Genomic DNA, 18008 nt, shown 5'->3' with positions numbered 1-18008 from the left:
ACAGATGAATTTTAGAACCGAACACGATACGATGGGTGAAGTGCAGGTGCCTGCTGATAAATATTGGGGTGCTCAAACTGAACGTTCAAGAAATAACTTTAAGATTGGTCCGGAGGCCTCCATGCCTAAAGAGATCATCCATGCCTTTGGATATTTGAAAAAAGCAGCTGCATTGGCCAATACTGAACTGGGGGTTTTGACATCAGATAAGGCAGATTTAATTGCCAGGGCCTGTGATGAAGTCATTGCAGGAAGTTTGGATGATCAGTTCCCATTGGTGATCTGGCAAACGGGTTCAGGTACACAAAGTAACATGAATGCCAATGAGGTGATTGCTTACCGGGCGCATGTTTTAAATGGTGGGGCACTGGCCGACGAGAAGAAAGTGCTGCACCCCAATGATGATGTGAATAAATCCCAATCTTCCAATGATACTTATCCAACAGCGATGCACATTGCGGCGTATAAGCAAGCTGTGGAAGTTACCCTTCCGGGACTGGAGAAGTTGCATCAAACGCTTGTTGCAAAGTCTGAAGAATTTGCCCATATAGTTAAAACCGGCCGTACCCATTTTATGGATGCAACGCCGTTAACACTGGGACAGGAGTTTTCTGGTTATGCCCAGCAGGTAAGCAATGGTATCAGGGCGGTTAAAAATGCCTTGGTTATGATTACTGAACTGGCTTTAGGCGGTACTGCAGTTGGTACAGGCTTAAATACACCTAAAGGCTACGATATTTTGGTGGCTAAAAAAATAGCTGAACTGACAGGTTTGCCATTTGTGACTGCGCCCAACAAATTTGAGGCTTTAGCTGCACATGATGCGATGGTGGAGCTTTCGGGTGCTTACAAACGTGTTGCAGTTTCTTTGATGAAAGTGGCGAATGATGTCAGGATGCTTAGCTCTGGCCCGCGTTCTGGAATAGGGGAAATCATTATTCCTGATAATGAGCCCGGATCGTCTATTATGCCAGGGAAAGTTAATCCTACACAGCCGGAAGCCCTCACTATGGTTTGTGCACAGGTTATTGGAAATGATGTTGCGGTAAGTATTGGTGGGGCTACCGGTCATTTTGAACTGAATGTTTTTAAACCGGTAATTGCAGCTAATGTTTTACAATCGGGGCGCCTGATTGGTGACGCCTGCGTTTCGTTTAATGACCATTGTGCCGCGGGGATTCAGCCAAATCTGCCTGAAATTAAAAAACACCTGCAAAACTCTTTGATGCTGGTTACGGCCCTAAACCCTCATGTAGGATATGAAAATGCTGCAAAAATTGCAAAGAAAGCACATAAAGAAAATAAAACTTTAAGGGATGCCGCCGTAGAGCTGGGGCTGTTGACAGGTGAACAATTTGATGCCTGGGTTCGTCCGGAAGATATGGTAGGCAGTTTAAAATAATAGTTTTAGCTGGATGGATATGCTGAGACTGGTATTTTATCTGTTGCTTATTGTATGTGTTTCTGCTGCCTGCAGAAGGCTGCCAGATGTGCAGGGAAAAGGGGAAGCTTTTTTACAGGGGATATGGAACCAGGATAGTGTTCCAAATTCAACCAAACTGTTAAATTATACACAGCATAAATTTAAGTTTACCTGTGATTCCTTTTATGTTGACCTGACTACACACTCTAAAGTAAATTACTATGCAGATTCCTGTTTTAACGGCGGAATATGGAAAGAGTACGCTAAGGGGGTGTACGCTGTAAGGGGGGATAGTTTATTTTTGGAAGGGACCTATACCAAAGCGAATTATAAACAGAAAATATCCGGCTGTTACCAGATTGGCCGGTATATCAGAACTTTTTATATCAAATCAGCCACAGCCGAAGAATTACAACTGGAAAGCATCAATGACCAACGCGAGTGTGACCTGGTTTTAAAGGAACGGATCGTTTGTGTGCCCAAGGAATTGTAATAAAATTAATAATTATATACCAATGAAAAATTATACAGTTACTAAGGTGGGTAAGGCCCTGCTGATCCTTGCCCTTGTTGTATATCTGCCGTTAAATGCTGCTGCCTGGGGCATGCTGGGACATCGCATTGTAGGTCAGATCGCAGAAGGCTATTTGAGCAATAAGGCAAAAAAAGGTATAAAAGATGTGCTGGGAAATGAGAGTTTGGCAATGGCCAGTAACTGGGGCGATTTTATAAAATCGGACCCTGCTTATGATTATCTATACAACTGGCATTTTGTAAACCTGCCGGCAGGTTTGGATAAGCAGGGCGTTTTTGACCAGCTGGATAAAGAAACATCACCCAATGTATACAATAAGATCCCGGAAATGGCCGCTGTGTTAAAGAACAGACAAAGCACTGCAGAGGAGAAAAGGCTGGCCATGCGGTTACTGATCCATTTGGTGGGCGACTTAAACCAGCCGATGCATACGGCAAGAAAGGAAGACCTTGGGGGCAATAAAGTTTTTGTGACCTGGTTTGGTGAAAAATCTAACCTGCACAGGGTTTGGGATGAAGGACTGATTGAGTACCAGCAACTGAGCTACACAGAATACGCAAATGCAATTAATTATCCTTCCAACGATCAGCTGAACAGCTGGAGAAACAATTCCTTGAAAGATTTCGTTTATGGATCCTATCAGGCATGTAACCGGATCTATACCGATATCAAGCCGGAGGAAAGGCTGAGTTATAAGTATAATTTTGAATTTGTAGGGTTGCTGAACGAACAGCTTTTAAAGGGTGGAATCTGTCTGGCCAATATGCTAAACGATATTTATAAATAGAAATGAAGTTATTGATGGTTTGCCTGGGTAACATCTGCCGTTCGCCGCTGGCAGAGGGCATCATGAGACATTTGGCGGATGAACAGCAACTGGGCTGGGAAATCTCTTCGGCAGGGACCGGCGACTGGCATGTCAACCAGCCGGCCGACAGGAGAAGTATTGCAGTGGCTAAAAAGTTTGGATATGATATTTCAGCGCAAAGGGCCAGGCATTTCAATGCAGAGATGTTTGATGAATTTGACCATATCCTGGTTATGGATCGTCAAAATTTAAGAGATGTGCTGCAACTTGCTTCAAACGACCGGCAGCGTAAGAAGGTGAGATTGTTTTTAACAGATGACCTTGAGGTTACAGATCCGTATTATGACGATAACTTGTTTGAGCCGGTGTTTTTAGGTATAGAAGAACGGTGTAAACAACTCATAAAAGAGATAAAGTAAGGAATACGGAATGGTGAATATAATGGAACCTAAGCTTTTTATGGTTTTGCTGGGCTGTAAACCAGAGGGAAGGCATACGGAACAACACGATGTGTTTTTTGGAATAGGTCATTCTCTTGCAGAATTAAAACAGGATATGATCGGTTTTTGGCCGGAAGCCAAGGCTAAGCTACATATAGATGCCTGGAGGGAAGTAACTGCAGTTGCTGGCCACCAGCTAAAAATAGTGCCTGCAAACAAGCAAAATGACCAGCATGTGGCTAAACTTTTTTTCATCAACCTGGGTGGATACAAAAAAGGGGAATTTGATGAGCTGCATTATAAGATGCTGATCGTGGCGGATGACCTTGCCGGCGCTACCAGGACAGCTAAAAATACTGCTTTTTATAAGCATACTGGTTTTGAAGGGGCAGTTTCCCATATTGATGATAAATACGGCGTCGATGTTGATGATGTTTTTGAAATTGCGGATGTGCTTCCGGTAAGTGTTAAACATAAATTCAGTGTGCAGATTATGCCTTTTTCTGCAGCAGTAGAAGACGGGATGCAGCTCGGTTATATGCCCTTAAGTAAGGTTTAAACAGAATGCTTTTGATTTAGTTTACAGCCGTTTACTTAAAATTGTTATATCTTTATCGAATGAACAAAACTTGTTTAATGTTGATCTGCCTGTTTTTTTCGGTTCAGGCAATGTCTCAGAGCAATACTTTTTTGTCGCAACAGCCTCCTAGCGGTGCAGTGAACATCGTTGTTTCCAATCTGGAAGAAAATGATGGCGATGATTATTTTGCAGAGGCAGAGAAGAATGAGCGGCGGGGAGATTTAAATGATGCCATTACCTTGTTCGGTAAAGCCGCATTTGAGTACAACAGTTCTAAAAAGTTTACACAATATGGCTCTGCCCTGCTGAGACTGGCCAATGTTCATTTTTTACTGGCACATTATTCGGAAGCAGAGCAGGTTACCTTAAATGTAGCGCTTAAAAACTATTCAAAGATTGGCAGTAAAACCGGGCAGATGGAATCGTATGGTCAGCTGGGAAGAATATATTTTGCTGCCAATAAGCTTACGCAATCTTTATGGTTTTATACCCAGCAGGGTATTCTTGCACAGCAAATCGGAAATAATAATGCTTATATAGATTCTATATTGGGTTTGGCACAGGTTAAAACAAAGAAAAAAGAATATACACTTGCAGCAAGAGACCTGAACAGGGCTGAACTTTTGGCCAGGTCTTCAAGTCTGACCAGGTTCAAGACCCAGATCCGAGAAGCAAGGGCCCAGATTCCGGCTAAAGCAATGGCAAAGAAATAGTTGATTATGCCAAATAAATTGTAACAGAAATAGTTTTTTTGTATTATTGATGCTTAAGTAATTGACTACTTTCGGTATGTTTACAGAAAAGAGACAGTAATAATACTGTCTCTTTTCTGTTTATTTCTGAAATTGGTATCATATTAGTGCGAAATATAAAAATGGATTTTAAAATAGTAAAAGAGATGTTGAAAAAGATATTACTGGTAACGTTTACTGCCGCTGTTCTTGCATGTCATGCTGCACCTAAACCTCAGCCAATGGTTCAGGGGGTAAACAATATCCTACCTGATGAAAAGCAGGCTTTGGTTTGTAAAGAAATAGTGGGGTTGATTGAGAACTACAATTACAAAAAGATCAAGGTGAACGATTCTATCTCTTCGCTTGTTTTAGACAAATACATTAAGGCACTGGATCCTTATAAATATTATTTCCTGGCAGCTGATATTAAGGAATTTGAAAAATTCAGGTATACACTTGATGATGATTTCAGGAATGGGGAATTAAGTGCGCCATTTTATATTTTTAATGTTTATTTAAAACGCTATAATGAATTTATAAATTATGCATTTACCCAGATCAAGGCAAAGCAAAATTTTAATTCGACTGAGACCTACGTATATGACCGTGAGAAAATGCCGTGGACCACTTCTAAGGCAACGCTCGATGATCTATGGAGGAAACGTGTAAAATATGAACTGGTAAACCTCAAAATTGCCGGAACACCTGAGGACAAAAATGTAGAAACCTTAACAAAACGTTACGAGGCACTTAAATCGCAGGCATCCAAACTAAATAATCAGGACGTTTTTCAAACCATTATGGATGCGTTTACGGAGACCATTGATCCGCATACCAATTATTTTAACCCGGCAAACGCACAACAGTTTAACGAAGATATGGCCCGTTCTTTTGAGGGTATCGGGGCAAGGCTGCAGCTGGAAAATGAGATACTTAAGATTGCAGAGGTTATTCCTGGCGGCCCGGCGTTTAAAAGCAAATTGCTAAGTGCTGGCGATAGGATCATCGGTGTTGCGCAAGGTTCTGGTGAATTTGAAGATATCATTGGCTGGAGAATAGAAAACTCGGTTTCTAAAATTAAAGGACCTAAAGGCACCAAGGTCCGTTTAAAGATTATTCCGGTAGGTATGGAAATGTCGTCCAAGCCAGTAATCATAGAGCTGGTGAGAGAGAAGATCGTAATGGAAGATCAGTCGGCCAAAAAGAAAGTCCAAACCATCGAATCAAATGGCAGGCCATATAAAATAGGTATCATTACTGTACCTGCTTTCTATGCTGATTTTAAAGCTGCAAATGCAGGAGATCCTAATTATAAAAGTACCACACGGGATGTAAAACTGCTGATCGATACTTTAAAGAATAAAGATAAAGTAGATGCCATTGTAATGGACCTTCGGGCAAATGGTGGCGGCTCTTTGGTAGAAGCTATAGACCTTACCGGTCTGTTTATTGACAAAGGCCCGGTGGTACAGGTAAAAGATCTGAGGAACAATATAGAAGTTAATGAGGATACTAACCCTGGCGTGGCCTGGAGCGGGCCTTTTGGTGTAATGGTTGACCGTTTAAGCGCTTCAGCATCAGAAATTTTTGCCGGGGCCATTCAGGATTACGGAAGGGGGATCATCATGGGGACCCAAACTTATGGTAAAGGTACCGTACAGTCGTCGATAGACATGAATAAGCTGGTGAACCCTTCCATGTTGCAAAGACTTGCAGCCCTTGTAGGCAAGAATGCCGGGCTCACAGGAACAAATAAGGAAGGTGTTCAGCTGGGACAGATCAATCTTACCATGGCTAAATTTTACCGTGTAACGGGAAGCAGCACCCAGCATAAAGGCGTGATGCCGGATATTGAGTTCCCATCTATCTATCCGATGGATAAAATTGGTGAAGATACAGAACCTTCGGCCTTACCATGGGATGAGGTCAAACGGTCTAACTTTACAACGGTTGCGAACTTGGCACCAGTTAAACCGGAACTTATTGCATGGCATAAAGCACGGATGGCAAAGTCGCTCGACTATAAAATAATGGAACAGGATATCGCGGATGCCAAAAAACGCGAGGGGGAAGTTTCGGTTTCTTTAAATGAAGTGAAACTGAAGGCAGAAAGAGATAGTCTGGAAGCAAAAAATTTGGCCAAGCTAAATTCCTTAAGGGCTTCAAGAGGATTGGCGCCAATGAAAAAGGGCGAGAAAATCAAGAAAGAGGATAATTTCGATTTTATACTGGATGAAAGCTTAAGGATAATGACCGATTTTATGCAGGTTACTGATCCGGCAAGTAAAGGATTGGTAAAGAATCAGGGTGCTTTAAATTAGCAAGCCCATTTAAAACGAAATCCATTAAAAAAGGGGATCCAGATTCTGGATCCCCTTTTTTAATGTGGCTTATGGTTTATTTGCCTGACTTGTTTTGGGTCTCTTTTTGCATCTGCATAGCCATCATTTCTTTCATAGTACGGTTCATGCCTTCTGTAGAGCCATCAAGGAAGATGACGTTACCTTCACTGTTCTCTGCAAATTGTTTAATGGATTCTGTCCACATGGTAAACAGGATTACAGAAATATCAAGATTTGCCTCTTCCATTTCCTGCGCAGCTTTTGTCATGCCATGTGCAACTTCGGCCCTGAATAAGGCAATACCCTGTCCACGTAACTGTGCGGCTTCACGTTCAGCGGCAGCAGCAATTTTAATGGCGTTTCCGTCTGCTTCTGCACCTTTTGTTTTGGTGATCAGCAAAGCCTGCCCTTCATTCTCTGCGGCGGCTTTTAAATTATTAGAAGCAACCACACGGCTCATAGAGCGCATGATCTCTTCGTCGAAGGTAATGTCGTTCAGTTGCAGGTCTTGCAGGTGATAGCCCCAGGTTTCCAGTACCTGATCAATCTGATGCTTCACGTGTTCTACAATCTCATTGCGTTGCGCCAGTACATTGGCTTGCTTTTGTGTAGCTACATAAGCCCTGATCGAACCTTCTATGGTGCGGATGAGTGCCTGCATTAGATTGGTTGAGTCGACGAATTTAAAGGCCACGTTTTTAATGGTCTCTTCATCGTGATTGATAACAGAATAGAGCAGCATGGCCTTAAAATATACATTGGCCTGGTCCTGTGTAACCGCCTGAAAGGACAATTCGACCGACCTGTTTTGTATAGATATGCGGGAATGGATAGCTTCTATTAATGGAATTTTTAAACTAAGGCCCGGACTAAGTAATCTCCTGTATTTGCCAAAAATTGTAATTACTGCAATTGTTCCCTGTTTAACCGTAACAAAAGAACTGAGCAGGATAACCACTGCGACGAAAAGAAAAATGTAAAATGAATAAGCCATAAGATTGTTTAATAGTGAATAGATCCTTTAAGATACGAACATTTCCTGGCCATCTAAAGATTAATTGTTCAATAGGGGTATTATTCTATATGCGGGCACAGATATTGCATACAATAACTGAACTAAATTTTAAACGTTATGAATGTTAAGCGGACTTTTGGAACAATCCTTACCATATTGGGTATAATTGGCCTTATTTATGCAGGTTGGGGCTTTGTGAAACATAGTTTACAAAGCCGTGAACTGGTAGTTGCCGGTATAATCGGTATTATTTTTTTTGTGTCTGGTATTGGCCTGGTTAAAAATACAAAGGACGAGTCCTAGTTTTTCTTCAATCCTATATGTCCTGATCCGGAAAAAAGTAAACTGTGATCAGGAAAGTCGGTATTTGTTAAGAATCTGATCTTTTTGAAAGCACCCTGATCAGGGTCTAATGTTAAACGGTTTATTTTGTCCTGTTTTACCGAAACAATATCTGCATACAGAAAATCACCATTCGCATTTATTTTAAGTTGTAACAGCGGCGCCATGCCATTGGGCCCTTTAAGGCTAAACATACCATAAGTACAAAAGTTGCCTAAGCTATAGGCAATAAATTTGTTCTTGTAAACTTCAACGGCACGGGTTACATGAGGCCCATGGCCCAACACCACATCTGCACCGGCATCGATTACAGCGTGTGCAAAAGCATAAACGTCAGCCCTGTTCTCGCCATAAAATATCTCCTTTTTTTTGGGTACATGTTCAAACCTGGCTCCCTCTGCGCCACCATGAAAGGAAACAATAACAATATCTGCCTGCTCTTTTAGCCTGGTAACCAATTGTTTGGCGCTATCGGTTTGGTTAATAGAGACTGTGTTTTCATTTGGCGCAAAGGCACAAAAAGCATATTTTACACTATCTTTTTCAAACAGGCTTGAAGGATGGGACTGAAGGCCGGCATAATGGATGTTCAGCGAATCTAAAATTGCAGTGGTACGTGTCCTGCCCTTTAGACCAAAATCCCCAACATGGTTGTTTGCTATGCTTAAAAGGTTAAATCCTGCATTTTTAATGATGCCAGCATAGCGCTCTGGCATTCTGAAGGCAAAACAGCTGTTGCTGTTCGGATCTTTGCATTTGGTGGATTTACCATTGTCAAGCAGGCAGCCCTCCAGATTGCCAAAAATGATATCACCTTGCAACAGGCTGTCTACAGCTTTAAAGCTGGTTTTTGCATCATCAGGGGGTAATCCGGATTTATCGGGATATGCAGATCCAATCATGATATCGCCAACAGCAACAATTGATATGGTATCTTTCTTCGGGATCAAAGGGGTGTCAATAGCAACCTGATGAAGCGGAGCACTTGTGGTATTGCTTGCGCAGCTTAAGCTGAGCAGGGCGATGGTAGCGGTTAGCAGTAGCAGGGGTAGGACTTGAAATTTCATTTCAATTTTGGTAGGGTTTATTGCGGGCTGCAATATGCGGGGTTATAAAAAAGTCCTTCTAAAATATTTTAGAAGGACCAGTATTGTTGATGTTGGGGGCAAAGGTTATTCCTGGATCAGGTCTTCTTTAACTTCATCCAGTATCCTGCCGCCTTTATAAAAATATCTTGAGTAATAAGGTTCATTCAAATTGCTGATGACCACCCCTCTGCTGGATGAGGCATGGGCAAAGCGATTGTCGCCAAGGTAGATCCCTATATGGGTAATGCTCCTGCTTTTTATTTTAAAAAATACCAGGTCGCCCTCTTTCAGTTCGTCTTTCGGCAATGGATCAACCATGCTAAAGATATCCCTTGAATTGCGCAATATGGTAGTGTTGAAAACTTTGTCGTAGATCGCTTTGGTAAATGCCGAACAGTCTATTCCTTTCTGTGTATTTCCACCAAATCTGTAAGGTGTGCCAATCCATTCGTAAATGAATTTATACAGTTTTACATTAGAAGTTGCGTCTACAGCAACACCCATAACCTGTGAAAAATACTGGGAAGCTAAATTGTCAGGATCTGCTAATTTATTGGTCTCTTTTGTTTTTGTTTGTGCTTTAACAGCCGTTAAACTGCACAAACCAATGAGGGAAGAAAACAGAAACTTTTTTATCATGTTATACTGTTAAGTTTGGGTATGAATCACTTACACTTAAACGTACACCACTAGGGCTTATTGTTAGGATGTCAAAACTATGTATTTTACAAATGTTATCCAAATGTAATATATATAATTCCAAAAGTTATTAACATTTTTGGCATAGTACTGTGTTTTTTTGTACCATATAAGTTTCGGTTAGTTCTGATTTAAGTGCAACTTATGATGGTTTATGAAGAATATGTTTGCTTTAAATTTGCTGAGATGTGTATAAGTGCTAATATTGACGGGGTTAGCTTAAATGTTTGTCGCTGTAAATTCTGTACGCTTAGTGTGCATTTTACATCAATTACTTCGATATATTGCAATAAAAAAGTAGATTTGCTCTCGTAAAAAAATCAATACCCAAATGAGTGCAGTAGAAATAAATAAAGATACCTATCTGAAGTGGTTTGAGTCGATGTTGCTGATGCGCAAGTTCGAAGAAAAAACCGGTCAACTTTATGGACAACAAAAAATCCGTGGTTTTTGTCATTTATACATCGGTCAGGAAGCGGTGGTAGCCGGGGCTATTTCTGCGATGCAGCAAGGAGACTCCATGATCACTACCTACCGCGATCATGCGCATGCACTGGCCCTGGGCGTAAGTGCAGATAGCATTATGGCAGAAATGTATGGTAAAGCTACCGGTGTCTCTAAAGGTAAGGGGGGCTCTATGCACATGTTTAGCAAAGCACATCATTTTTATGGCGGACATGCAATTGTTGGTGGACAGATTCCTCTGGGTGCAGGGATTGCATTTGCTGAAAAATATAAAGGCACTGATAATGTAAACATTTGCTATATGGGCGATGGGGCTGTTCGTCAGGGTGCTTTAAACGAAGCGTTCAATATGGCCATGCTTTGGAAACTTCCTGTAGTATTTGTTTGTGAAAACAATTTTTACGCAATGGGAACTTCTGTGGAGCGTACTACAAACATGACTGATATTTACAAAATAGGTTTGGGTTTTGACATGCCTTGTGCTCCGGTTGATGGTATGGATCCTGTTGCGGTTCACAATGCAATGGACGAAGCCATTCAGCGCGCAAGAGCTGGTGAAGGTCCTACATTCCTGGAAATGAGAACGTACAGATACCGTGGACATTCTATGTCTGACCCGGCTAAATACCGTACAAAAGACGAATTGGAAGAGTATAAAGCCAAAGATCCTATTGAAACGGTAAGGGAAGTTATCCTGAAAGAGAAATATGCGGACCAGGCCTGGATTGAAGAAATCGAAAATAAAGTAAAAGAGATTGTTGACCAATCTGTGAAATTCGCGGAAGAGTCTCCATGGCCGGATGCATCAGAATTGTATACTGATGTTTATGTACAGCAGGATTATCCATACGTAAAAGATTAATTAAGAACGCATTTCAATAGATATTATTAGTATGGCTGAAATAGTTAGAATGCCCAAAATGAGTGATACCATGACCGAAGGGGTGATGGCTAAGTGGCATAAAAAAGTTGGCGATAAAGTAAAAAGCGGTGATGTAATGGCCGAAGTGGAAACCGATAAGGCTACTATGGATTTAGAATCATACTGGGATGGTACCATTTTATACATTGGTGTAGAAGAGGGAAAAGCTGTTCCGGTTGATGCCATTATTGCAGTAGTAGGTAAGGAAGGCGAAGATTATAAAGCTGCACTGGCAGCAGAAGAAGGTGCTGCTCCAGTACCAGCCAAAGAGGAGAAAGCTGCTGAGCCATCATCAGAAAAACCTGCTGAAGGTGGTTCTGGTACAACAGCTGGGTTATCGGAAGCTGAGCTTACTGCAAAAGGGGTTACCGTTATCCGCATGCCTTTATTAAGTGATACCATGACTGAAGGCGTGATTGCTGAATGGCATAAAAAAGTAGGTGATAAAGTAAAAGACGATGATATCCTTGCTGATGTAGAGACCGATAAGGCCACTATGGAAGTGATGGGTTATGCTACCGGAACTTTATTGCATATTGGTGTAGAAAAAGGACAGGCTGCCAAAGTAAATGGTATTATTGCCATTGTTGGCCCAGAAGGAACTGACATTAGTGGAATCCTGAGCCAGGGCGATGCGCCTGCCAAACCTGCCGCAGATGCAAAATCTGATGCGCCTGTTGCAGAAAAAGCTGTTGCTGAAGTAAAAGAAGAGACTCCTGTAGCCTCTGGTAGTGGAGAACGTTTAAAAGCATCGCCGCTGGCTAAACGGATTGCCAAAGATAAAGGTATTGATCTGGCCCAGGTTGCAGGTAGTGCTGATGGTGGCAGGATCATTAAAAAAGATATAGAAAACTTTAAACCTGCGGCAGCGCCGGCAAATACAGCATCTTCATCAGCTCCGGCTGCAGAGAAAGCCGCACCGGTTATTCCTCAATATGTAGGTGAAGAAAAATATACAGAGAAACCAGTCTCGCAAATGCGTAAGGTGATTGCCAAACGTTTGGCAGAAAGCCTGTTTACTGCCCCTCATTTTTATCTGAACATCAGTATTGATATGGACAATGCCATATCAGCCCGTACTGCAATCAATGCGGTGGCTCCCGTGAAGATTTCTTTCAATGACATTGTCATTAAAGCAGTTGCCGTTGCATTGAAACAACATCCTGCCGTTAACTCTTCATGGGGCGGAGATAAGATCCGTTTCAATGAGCATACGAACATTGGTGTGGCCATGGCTGTAGAAGATGGTTTACTGGTTCCTGTAGTTCGTTTTGCTGATGGCAAATCGTTGTCTCATATCTCTGCTGAGGTTAAGGCATATGGGCAGAAAGCAAAAGCTAAAAAACTACAACCGTCAGACTGGGAAGGTTCTACCTTTACCGTTTCTAACCTGGGTATGTTTGGTATTGATGAATTTACATCAATCATTAACTCTCCGGATGGTGCGATCCTATCTGTAGGTGCTATACAGCAGGTACCTGTGGTTAAAAACGGAGCGGTTGTTCCTGGTAACATCATGAAGCTAAGTTTAGGCTGCGATCACCGTGTGGTTGATGGGGCTACAGGTGCCGCGTTCCTGCAAACGCTTAAAGGCTTGCTGGAAGAGCCAATAAGATTATTGGTCTAAGCCAGACCCGAAAATAATAAGAAGGTTGTCTGCCCATAGTGCAGACAACCTTTTTTTATGCCCGTTTGTTTTGTACTTTTGCGCTCATGTCGAATATCAAACCCTCTTTAGCAAAAGGAACCAGAGATTTTTCTCCTCAGGAAATGGTTAAGCGCAACTTTATTTTTGATACAGTTAAAACTGTTTTTAAGAAATATGGCTATGCTGAGATACAAACCCCCTCAATGGAAAACCTTTCTACCTTAACTGGTAAGTATGGGGATGAGGGTGATAAGCTGATATTTAAGATCCTGAACAGCGGAGATTATCTGGCAAAAGTGAAGCCCGATTTGCTGACCAATGCCAATTCAAATGCCATACTTCCATCCATCAGTGAGAAGGCCCTGAGGTATGACCTTACGGTACCTTTTGCGCGGTATGTGGTCATGCACCAGAACGATATATCCCTGCCCTTTAAGCGGTTCCAGGTGCAGCCGGTATGGCGTGCCGACAGGCCACAGAAAGGACGGTACAGAGAATTCTATCAGTGCGATGTGGATGTTGTAGGTTCTGATAGTTTATTAAACGAAGCAGAATTTATATTGATTTACCAGGAAGCACTGACCGGTCTGGGTTTAAAAAACTTTACCATAAAGATCAACAACCGTAAAATATTGTCGGGGATTGCCGAAGTTGTAGGTAAGCCGGAGCTCATTATTGACATGACGGTAGCCATAGACAAGCTGGATAAAATAGGGCTTGACGGTGTGGTTAAAGAACTGCTGGAACGTGGTTTTACCGATGCAGACATAGAAAGGTTAAAACCGGTTATTTTATTGCAGGGTAGCAATACAGAGAAACTGGAAAGCCTGAAAAAGGTATTGTCTGCATCGGCAGCCGGACTTAAGGGCATTGAAGAGATAGAAACTGTTTTTGATTATGTAAACAGTATGCTTAAAGCTGAACCTGCCATAAAGCCTGATGTTGAACTGGACATTACCCTTGCCCGGGGGTTAAATTATTATACCGGTTGTATTTTTGAAGTGAAAACCAATGAGGTGGCTATGGGTAGTATAGGTGGCGGTGGCAGGTATGATGACCTTACCGGTATGTTTGGTTTAAAGGGTTTGACCGGTGTTGGGGTTTCATTTGGTGCCGACAGGATTTATGATGTATTACAGGAACTCAATCTTTTTCCTGAATCGACCGTTGCAGGTACAAAAGTGCTGATCAGTAATTTTGATAAGGAAGCGGAAGAGTATGCACTGCCGGTCTTACAGCAATTGCGCAGCGCAAATATTGCTGCCGAACTTTATCCTTCTTCAGCTAAGCTTAAAAAACAAATGAGCTATGCCGATGATAAGCATATTCCCTATATGATGCTGATCGGCAGTGATGAAATGGAAAGCGGGATGCTGACACTGAAAGATATGCAGAGCGGACAGCAGCAAAAACTGACGGCCGAATCCATTGTCGAATTCCTGAAAAAGGATTAGTACTTATTTAACGGTTTAATAGGTTTTTCCGGCAAGTATCCCTTCAATCCTGTCCAGGAGATCATCTATGTCAAAAGGTTTTGGTAAAAAACCATTGGGTTTGTATTCACCATGCTGGATGTTCTGGGCGGTATATTTTGCAGAAATCATCAGCACTGGTATGTTCTCAGTGGCAGGGTTGGTCCTGATCTCCTTTAATAAAGTCCTGCCATCACCATCCGGTAACATAATGTCTAAAATGATCAGGTCTGGCCTCGACTCGTTGATGTGCATCATCATATCCACGCTCTTATTTAATCCATTTACTTTATAGGACTCGCTTTGAAGGATTAATGTAATGACATCTAGTATGGCATGATTGTCTTCAATCACAAGAATTTTTTTATATGTTACTGTTTTTTTTTTCAAAGCGGGCAGTTTTTTGATTTACAAATATACCAATAGATTGATTTGTTTATGTATTATTTGCTTTTTGTAAACAAAAATATCCAATAATTTTTATGATCACGCTATCTATAAGCCAGGATTCTTTAATCATAGGTTTGTAATATTAAGATGAGCTTTGTGCAGGCGGTATCATATTGGTTTTGTTATCTTCCGGAATTCAGTAGTTTTGCCTGACTTGAGAAAAAAACATTTACATATTCATCGGATATTGTCGGTATTGCTGCTGTGGGTTTTTGCCATTGCACTTACGCCCTTTAGCGTATTCCACAACCACCACGACGATGAACCTCAATGTGTTCCCCACGAAAAAATCTGCACACATAAAATACATATTGGCAGTCATAAAGAAGAGTGTCTGATCTGTGCAGCCCATTTCGAAAAAAATTACACCACAACACAGCAGTATTTTCAGGTATACCTTGTTAATAAAGCGGTAGCCCAGTACTTTGTAACAGCCGGTGGCTTTTACACCGAATTGATAGGGCAGTCGCTTCGCGGGCCTCCTCTGGCCTAAATTTTACCAAACAGGTGTTTATCTGTTTTGTGATTCAACATAATGGGCAGCATTCATTTGCCTGTGCCAATCGTATCAACAATTTTTAATGGTTAATAATAACCTTTATCGGTTCAGGATAAGGTCATTGTTTTCCGTCACACCATAAAAAATTATATTCCAATGAAAAGAGTATATCTTTTGCTATTCCTATATTTATTTATACCAGCTGCAGGCTTTGCTGCAGAACTTGCCCAATTTAAAGGGAAGGTGCTTGATGCGGCTAACCAGGCCCCACTTGCAGGAGCAACCATTTATATTACCGACCTTAAAGCCATTACGACTACCAATGCCCAGGGCGAATTTGTATTAAAGAACATCCCTGCAAAGGGGCGGTTCTTGCTGGAAGCACGATTTGTAGGTTACAAAACCTATGCTGCTGTGATTGACCTGGGGAGTCAAAAGGAGCTGACCATCTCATTATCTCCTTCTATCATAGAAAGTGCCGAGGTAGTGATCACCGGGTCGCCATTTAGTTCAAATAACAAGACCAACAGCTTATCGGTGGTTTCGGTAGGTAAGAACAAGCTGGCACAGTCAGGAGGTACCAATCTTGTAGATGCGATTGCCAGAATACCAGGGGTTTCGCAGGTAAGTACGGGAGGGGCAATATCCAAGCCTGTCATCCGTGGACTGGGCTATAACCGCGTACTGACCATGGTGGATGGTGCAAGAGAAGAAGCCCAGCAATGGGGGGATGAGCACGGTATTGAGGTAGACCAGTTTTCGGCGGCAAGGATTGAGATTTTAAAAGGCCCAGCAAGTTTGTTATATGGTTCTGATGCCTTAGGGGGTGTAATCAACGTAATTGATGACCTTGTGCCGGCACCCGGTGTGCGCAATGGCGAGTTTACTTCGGCGTACAGCACCAATAATGGTCTTAGTGCCTCATCCCTGATGCTTCAGGGCAATGAAAATGGTTTCGTATACCGCGGCCGTGCGTCTTATAAAAATGCCTATGGTTTTGGCTATAAGGGGGCAACTGTACCCAATTCCGGCTTTAATGAACTTAACTTTAACGGGATGCTGGGGCTAAACAAAAGCTGGGGTTATTCCCATTTAACCTTTTCACGCTTTCATACCAATATCGGACTGGTAGAAAACGGGCCAGATGACCATGGAAATTATTTAAATGAGGATGGGGAAGTCATCTCAGCCGACGAAGCAAAAGAAAGAAGGCTGGGTCTGCCTTTTCAAAACATTAATCACTACCGGGCAGCCTTAAACAGCAATTTTATTCTTGGAAAAGGGCAGCTTAAAACCGTTTTTGCCTTTCAGCAAAACATCAGAAAAGAGTTTGAAGAAAGTATACAGGAGCCTGGATTGAACCTGGACCTTAAATCGTATACTTATGATATTAAGTATTACTTTCCCAACCTTGGGAAATGGGAGCCCGCATTTGGTGTCCAGGGGATGTATCAGGACAATGTTAACCATGGTGACGAGTTTCTTATCCCTGACTATAATAGCAATAACATTGGTGCTTTTGTGTACCTGAAGCGGAACTTTGATAAGGGGGCCATTAATATCGGGGCAAGATATGACTATAAAAAAGTGGATGGAAAAGATTTGAATTTTAACGGGGAGGAGGTTTTTGGTGGTTTCAGTAATGAATTTTCAAATGTATCAGGATCCCTTGGCTTCGCTTATGAAATTGCTAAAAACCTGGTGCTTAAAGGCAATGCAGGTTCTGGTTTCAGGGCGCCAAACATTGCAGAACTTGGGGCCAATGGCCGGCATGAGGGTACCTTCAGGTATGAAATAGGCAATAGTAAATTAAAACAGGAAACCAGTGTACAATTTGATCTTGGCCTGGAGTATAATGCGGAGAGTGTGACATTTGGATTAAATGCTTACGCCAACCGCATATTCAACTATATCTATCCGGGTAATTTTAATGATGAAACCATTCCTTTCGACAATAATGGCAGCATAGAAACATTGCCGGTTTACCGTTACGTACAAACGAACGCTGATTTGGTAGGTGGAGAGGCTTCAGTGGATTTTCACCTCGTAAAGTCGCTGCATTTTGAAAACTCCTTTTCTTATACCAGGGGTGTAAACCGGGCTACTGATACTGCCCTGCCCTTTATTCCTGCTGCCAGCATCAACAACGAAATCCGTATTGAACCGAACATTAAAGGTCTTGCTGATAGCTATATTAAGGTTGGCCTAACCAATACCTTTAAACAGGCCCGTTTTGATAGTTTTGAAACCCAGACCAATGGTTATACACTGCTTGATGCGGGGTTAGGAACCAGTATCAAAACTGCCAGAGGTAAACTTAACCTTTGGGTAACCGGACAGAACCTGTTAAATAAAGAATATTACAATCATTTGAGCAGGTATAAAATCGCCAATATTTACAACCCGGGGCGTAATGTCACTTTTGGTATCAGTGTGCCATTTTTATAAGCATTAAACTTTTCCATGCAGTCTAAACCATCTACATGGTTTAGACTGTAATTTTTAAGCCAGGGGTAATGGGGTTTTGTAAATAATGCTTAAGTTTA

General features: G+C 41.9%; 17 protein-coding genes. 13 read left to right on the top strand and 4 right to left on the bottom strand.

The annotated features are described in order from the left end of the window. The first annotated feature begins 4 nt into the window (after positions 1-4). The 7 genes from fumC to HDC92_RS03170 all read left to right on the top strand — a co-directional run bounded on the left by fumC (position 5) and on the right by HDC92_RS03170 (position 6841). Positions 5-1402, top strand: coding sequence for a class II fumarate hydratase (gene fumC, locus HDC92_RS03200; protein WP_183872292.1), 1398 nt, complete (start codon positions 5-7; stop codon positions 1400-1402). 19 nt (positions 1403-1421) lie between these two features. Continuing rightward, entirely contained in the window at positions 1422-1916 is a 495-nt protein-coding gene (locus HDC92_RS03195; RefSeq protein ID WP_036675370.1) for a hypothetical protein, read from the top strand. A 22-nt stretch (positions 1917-1938) separates the two neighbouring features. Next, positions 1939-2745: a S1/P1 nuclease gene (locus tag HDC92_RS03190; protein WP_183872290.1), complete on the top strand. Its 807-nt coding sequence runs from the start codon at positions 1939-1941 to the stop codon at positions 2743-2745. A 2-nt stretch (positions 2746-2747) separates the two neighbouring features. After that, entirely contained in the window at positions 2748-3185 is a 438-nt protein-coding gene (locus HDC92_RS03185; RefSeq protein WP_183872288.1) for a low molecular weight protein-tyrosine-phosphatase, read from the top strand. Positions 3186-3207: 22 nt separating this feature from the next. Then, the gene (locus tag HDC92_RS03180; protein ID WP_255484421.1) at positions 3208-3765 is read left to right on the top strand and encodes a DUF1543 domain-containing protein; all 558 of its coding nucleotides are present in this window, start codon (positions 3208-3210) and stop codon (positions 3763-3765) included. A 59-nt stretch (positions 3766-3824) separates the two neighbouring features. Beyond that, on the top strand, positions 3825-4499 hold the full coding sequence (locus HDC92_RS03175; protein ID WP_143715676.1) for a tetratricopeptide repeat protein: 675 nt from the start codon (positions 3825-3827) through the stop codon (positions 4497-4499). Positions 4500-4660: 161 nt separating this feature from the next. Then, the gene (locus tag HDC92_RS03170; protein ID WP_012780345.1) at positions 4661-6841 is read left to right on the top strand and encodes a carboxy terminal-processing peptidase; all 2181 of its coding nucleotides are present in this window, start codon (positions 4661-4663) and stop codon (positions 6839-6841) included. A 76-nt stretch (positions 6842-6917) separates the two neighbouring features. Here HDC92_RS03170 and HDC92_RS03165 read toward each other — a convergent pair whose 3' ends face one another. Next, the gene (locus HDC92_RS03165; RefSeq protein ID WP_012780346.1) at positions 6918-7856 is read right to left on the bottom strand and encodes an SPFH domain-containing protein; all 939 of its coding nucleotides are present in this window, start codon (positions 7854-7856) and stop codon (positions 6918-6920) included. 138 nt (positions 7857-7994) lie between these two features. On the opposite strand from HDC92_RS03165, the gene HDC92_RS03160 reads away from it, so the two are divergent. Further along, positions 7995-8180: a hypothetical protein gene (locus HDC92_RS03160; RefSeq protein WP_012780347.1), complete on the top strand. Its 186-nt coding sequence runs from the start codon at positions 7995-7997 to the stop codon at positions 8178-8180. Here HDC92_RS03160 and HDC92_RS03155 read toward each other — a convergent pair. Beyond that, positions 8177-9286, bottom strand: a complete 1110-nt coding sequence (locus tag HDC92_RS03155; protein ID WP_183872284.1) for a CapA family protein — start codon at positions 9284-9286, stop codon at positions 8177-8179. The genes HDC92_RS03160 and HDC92_RS03155 overlap by 4 nt on opposite strands. A 105-nt stretch (positions 9287-9391) precedes the next feature. After that, positions 9392-9946 (bottom strand): C40 family peptidase, encoded by a 555-nt coding sequence (locus tag HDC92_RS03150; RefSeq protein WP_012780349.1) that lies wholly within the window; start codon positions 9944-9946, stop codon positions 9392-9394. A 391-nt stretch (positions 9947-10337) separates the two neighbouring features. Here HDC92_RS03150 and pdhA point away from each other — a divergent pair, with 391 nt between their 5' ends. The 3 genes from pdhA to hisS all read left to right on the top strand — a co-directional run bounded on the left by pdhA (position 10338) and on the right by hisS (position 14495). Next, entirely contained in the window at positions 10338-11333 is a 996-nt protein-coding gene (pdhA, locus tag HDC92_RS03145; protein ID WP_012780350.1) for a pyruvate dehydrogenase (acetyl-transferring) E1 component subunit alpha, read from the top strand. Positions 11334-11364: 31 nt separating this feature from the next. Then, complete coding sequence (locus tag HDC92_RS03140; RefSeq protein WP_183872282.1) at positions 11365-13020, top strand: pyruvate dehydrogenase complex dihydrolipoamide acetyltransferase; 1656 nt, start codon at positions 11365-11367, stop codon at positions 13018-13020. 86 nt (positions 13021-13106) lie between these two features. Next, the gene (gene hisS, locus HDC92_RS03135) at positions 13107-14495 is read left to right on the top strand and encodes a histidine--tRNA ligase (RefSeq protein WP_183872280.1); all 1389 of its coding nucleotides are present in this window, start codon (positions 13107-13109) and stop codon (positions 14493-14495) included. Between the two features lie 15 nt (positions 14496-14510). Here hisS and HDC92_RS03130 read toward each other — a convergent pair whose 3' ends face one another. Beyond that, the gene (locus HDC92_RS03130) at positions 14511-14903 is read right to left on the bottom strand and encodes a response regulator transcription factor (protein WP_012780353.1); all 393 of its coding nucleotides are present in this window, start codon (positions 14901-14903) and stop codon (positions 14511-14513) included. Positions 14904-15150: 247 nt separating this feature from the next. On the opposite strand from HDC92_RS03130, the gene HDC92_RS03125 reads away from it, so the two are divergent. Together HDC92_RS03125 and HDC92_RS03120 are read left to right on the top strand one after the other, a co-directional pair. Next, complete coding sequence (locus HDC92_RS03125; protein WP_183872278.1) at positions 15151-15456, top strand: hypothetical protein; 306 nt, start codon at positions 15151-15153, stop codon at positions 15454-15456. Between the two features lie 162 nt (positions 15457-15618). After that, on the top strand, positions 15619-17910 hold the full coding sequence (locus tag HDC92_RS03120) for a TonB-dependent receptor (protein WP_012780355.1): 2292 nt from the start codon (positions 15619-15621) through the stop codon (positions 17908-17910). Positions 17911-18008: the final 98 nt, after the last annotated feature.

This window comes from Pedobacter sp. AK017, assembly GCF_014200825.1.
Lineage (GTDB): Bacteria > Bacteroidota > Bacteroidia > Sphingobacteriales > Sphingobacteriaceae > Pedobacter > Pedobacter heparinus.
The sequence above is the reverse complement of the archived record's forward strand: the minus strand, read 5'-3'. Positions and strand labels throughout refer to the sequence as shown.

Excerpts from the sequence above, each read along its gene's own strand:
- fumC (WP_183872292.1), top strand. The coding sequence starts at position 5 with ATGAATTTTAGAACCGAACACGATACGATGGGTGAAGTGCAGGTGCCT.
- HDC92_RS03195 (WP_036675370.1), top strand. The coding sequence starts at position 1,422 with ATGCTGAGACTGGTATTTTATCTGTTGCTTATTGTATGTGTTTCTGCT.
- HDC92_RS03190 (WP_183872290.1), top strand. The coding sequence starts at position 1,939 with ATGAAAAATTATACAGTTACTAAGGTGGGTAAGGCCCTGCTGATCCTT.
- HDC92_RS03185 (WP_183872288.1), top strand. The coding sequence starts at position 2,748 with ATGAAGTTATTGATGGTTTGCCTGGGTAACATCTGCCGTTCGCCGCTG.
- HDC92_RS03180 (WP_255484421.1), top strand. The coding sequence starts at position 3,208 with ATGGAACCTAAGCTTTTTATGGTTTTGCTGGGCTGTAAACCAGAGGGA.
- HDC92_RS03175 (WP_143715676.1), top strand. The coding sequence starts at position 3,825 with ATGAACAAAACTTGTTTAATGTTGATCTGCCTGTTTTTTTCGGTTCAG.
- HDC92_RS03170 (WP_012780345.1), top strand. The coding sequence starts at position 4,661 with ATGGATTTTAAAATAGTAAAAGAGATGTTGAAAAAGATATTACTGGTA.
- HDC92_RS03165 (WP_012780346.1), bottom strand. The coding sequence starts at position 7,856 with ATGGCTTATTCATTTTACATTTTTCTTTTCGTCGCAGTGGTTATCCTG.
- HDC92_RS03160 (WP_012780347.1), top strand. The coding sequence starts at position 7,995 with ATGAATGTTAAGCGGACTTTTGGAACAATCCTTACCATATTGGGTATA.
- HDC92_RS03155 (WP_183872284.1), bottom strand. The coding sequence starts at position 9,286 with ATGAAATTTCAAGTCCTACCCCTGCTACTGCTAACCGCTACCATCGCC.
- HDC92_RS03150 (WP_012780349.1), bottom strand. The coding sequence starts at position 9,946 with ATGATAAAAAAGTTTCTGTTTTCTTCCCTCATTGGTTTGTGCAGTTTA.
- pdhA (WP_012780350.1), top strand. The coding sequence starts at position 10,338 with ATGAGTGCAGTAGAAATAAATAAAGATACCTATCTGAAGTGGTTTGAG.
- HDC92_RS03140 (WP_183872282.1), top strand. The coding sequence starts at position 11,365 with ATGGCTGAAATAGTTAGAATGCCCAAAATGAGTGATACCATGACCGAA.
- hisS (WP_183872280.1), top strand. The coding sequence starts at position 13,107 with ATGTCGAATATCAAACCCTCTTTAGCAAAAGGAACCAGAGATTTTTCT.
- HDC92_RS03120 (WP_012780355.1), top strand. The coding sequence starts at position 15,619 with ATGAAAAGAGTATATCTTTTGCTATTCCTATATTTATTTATACCAGCT.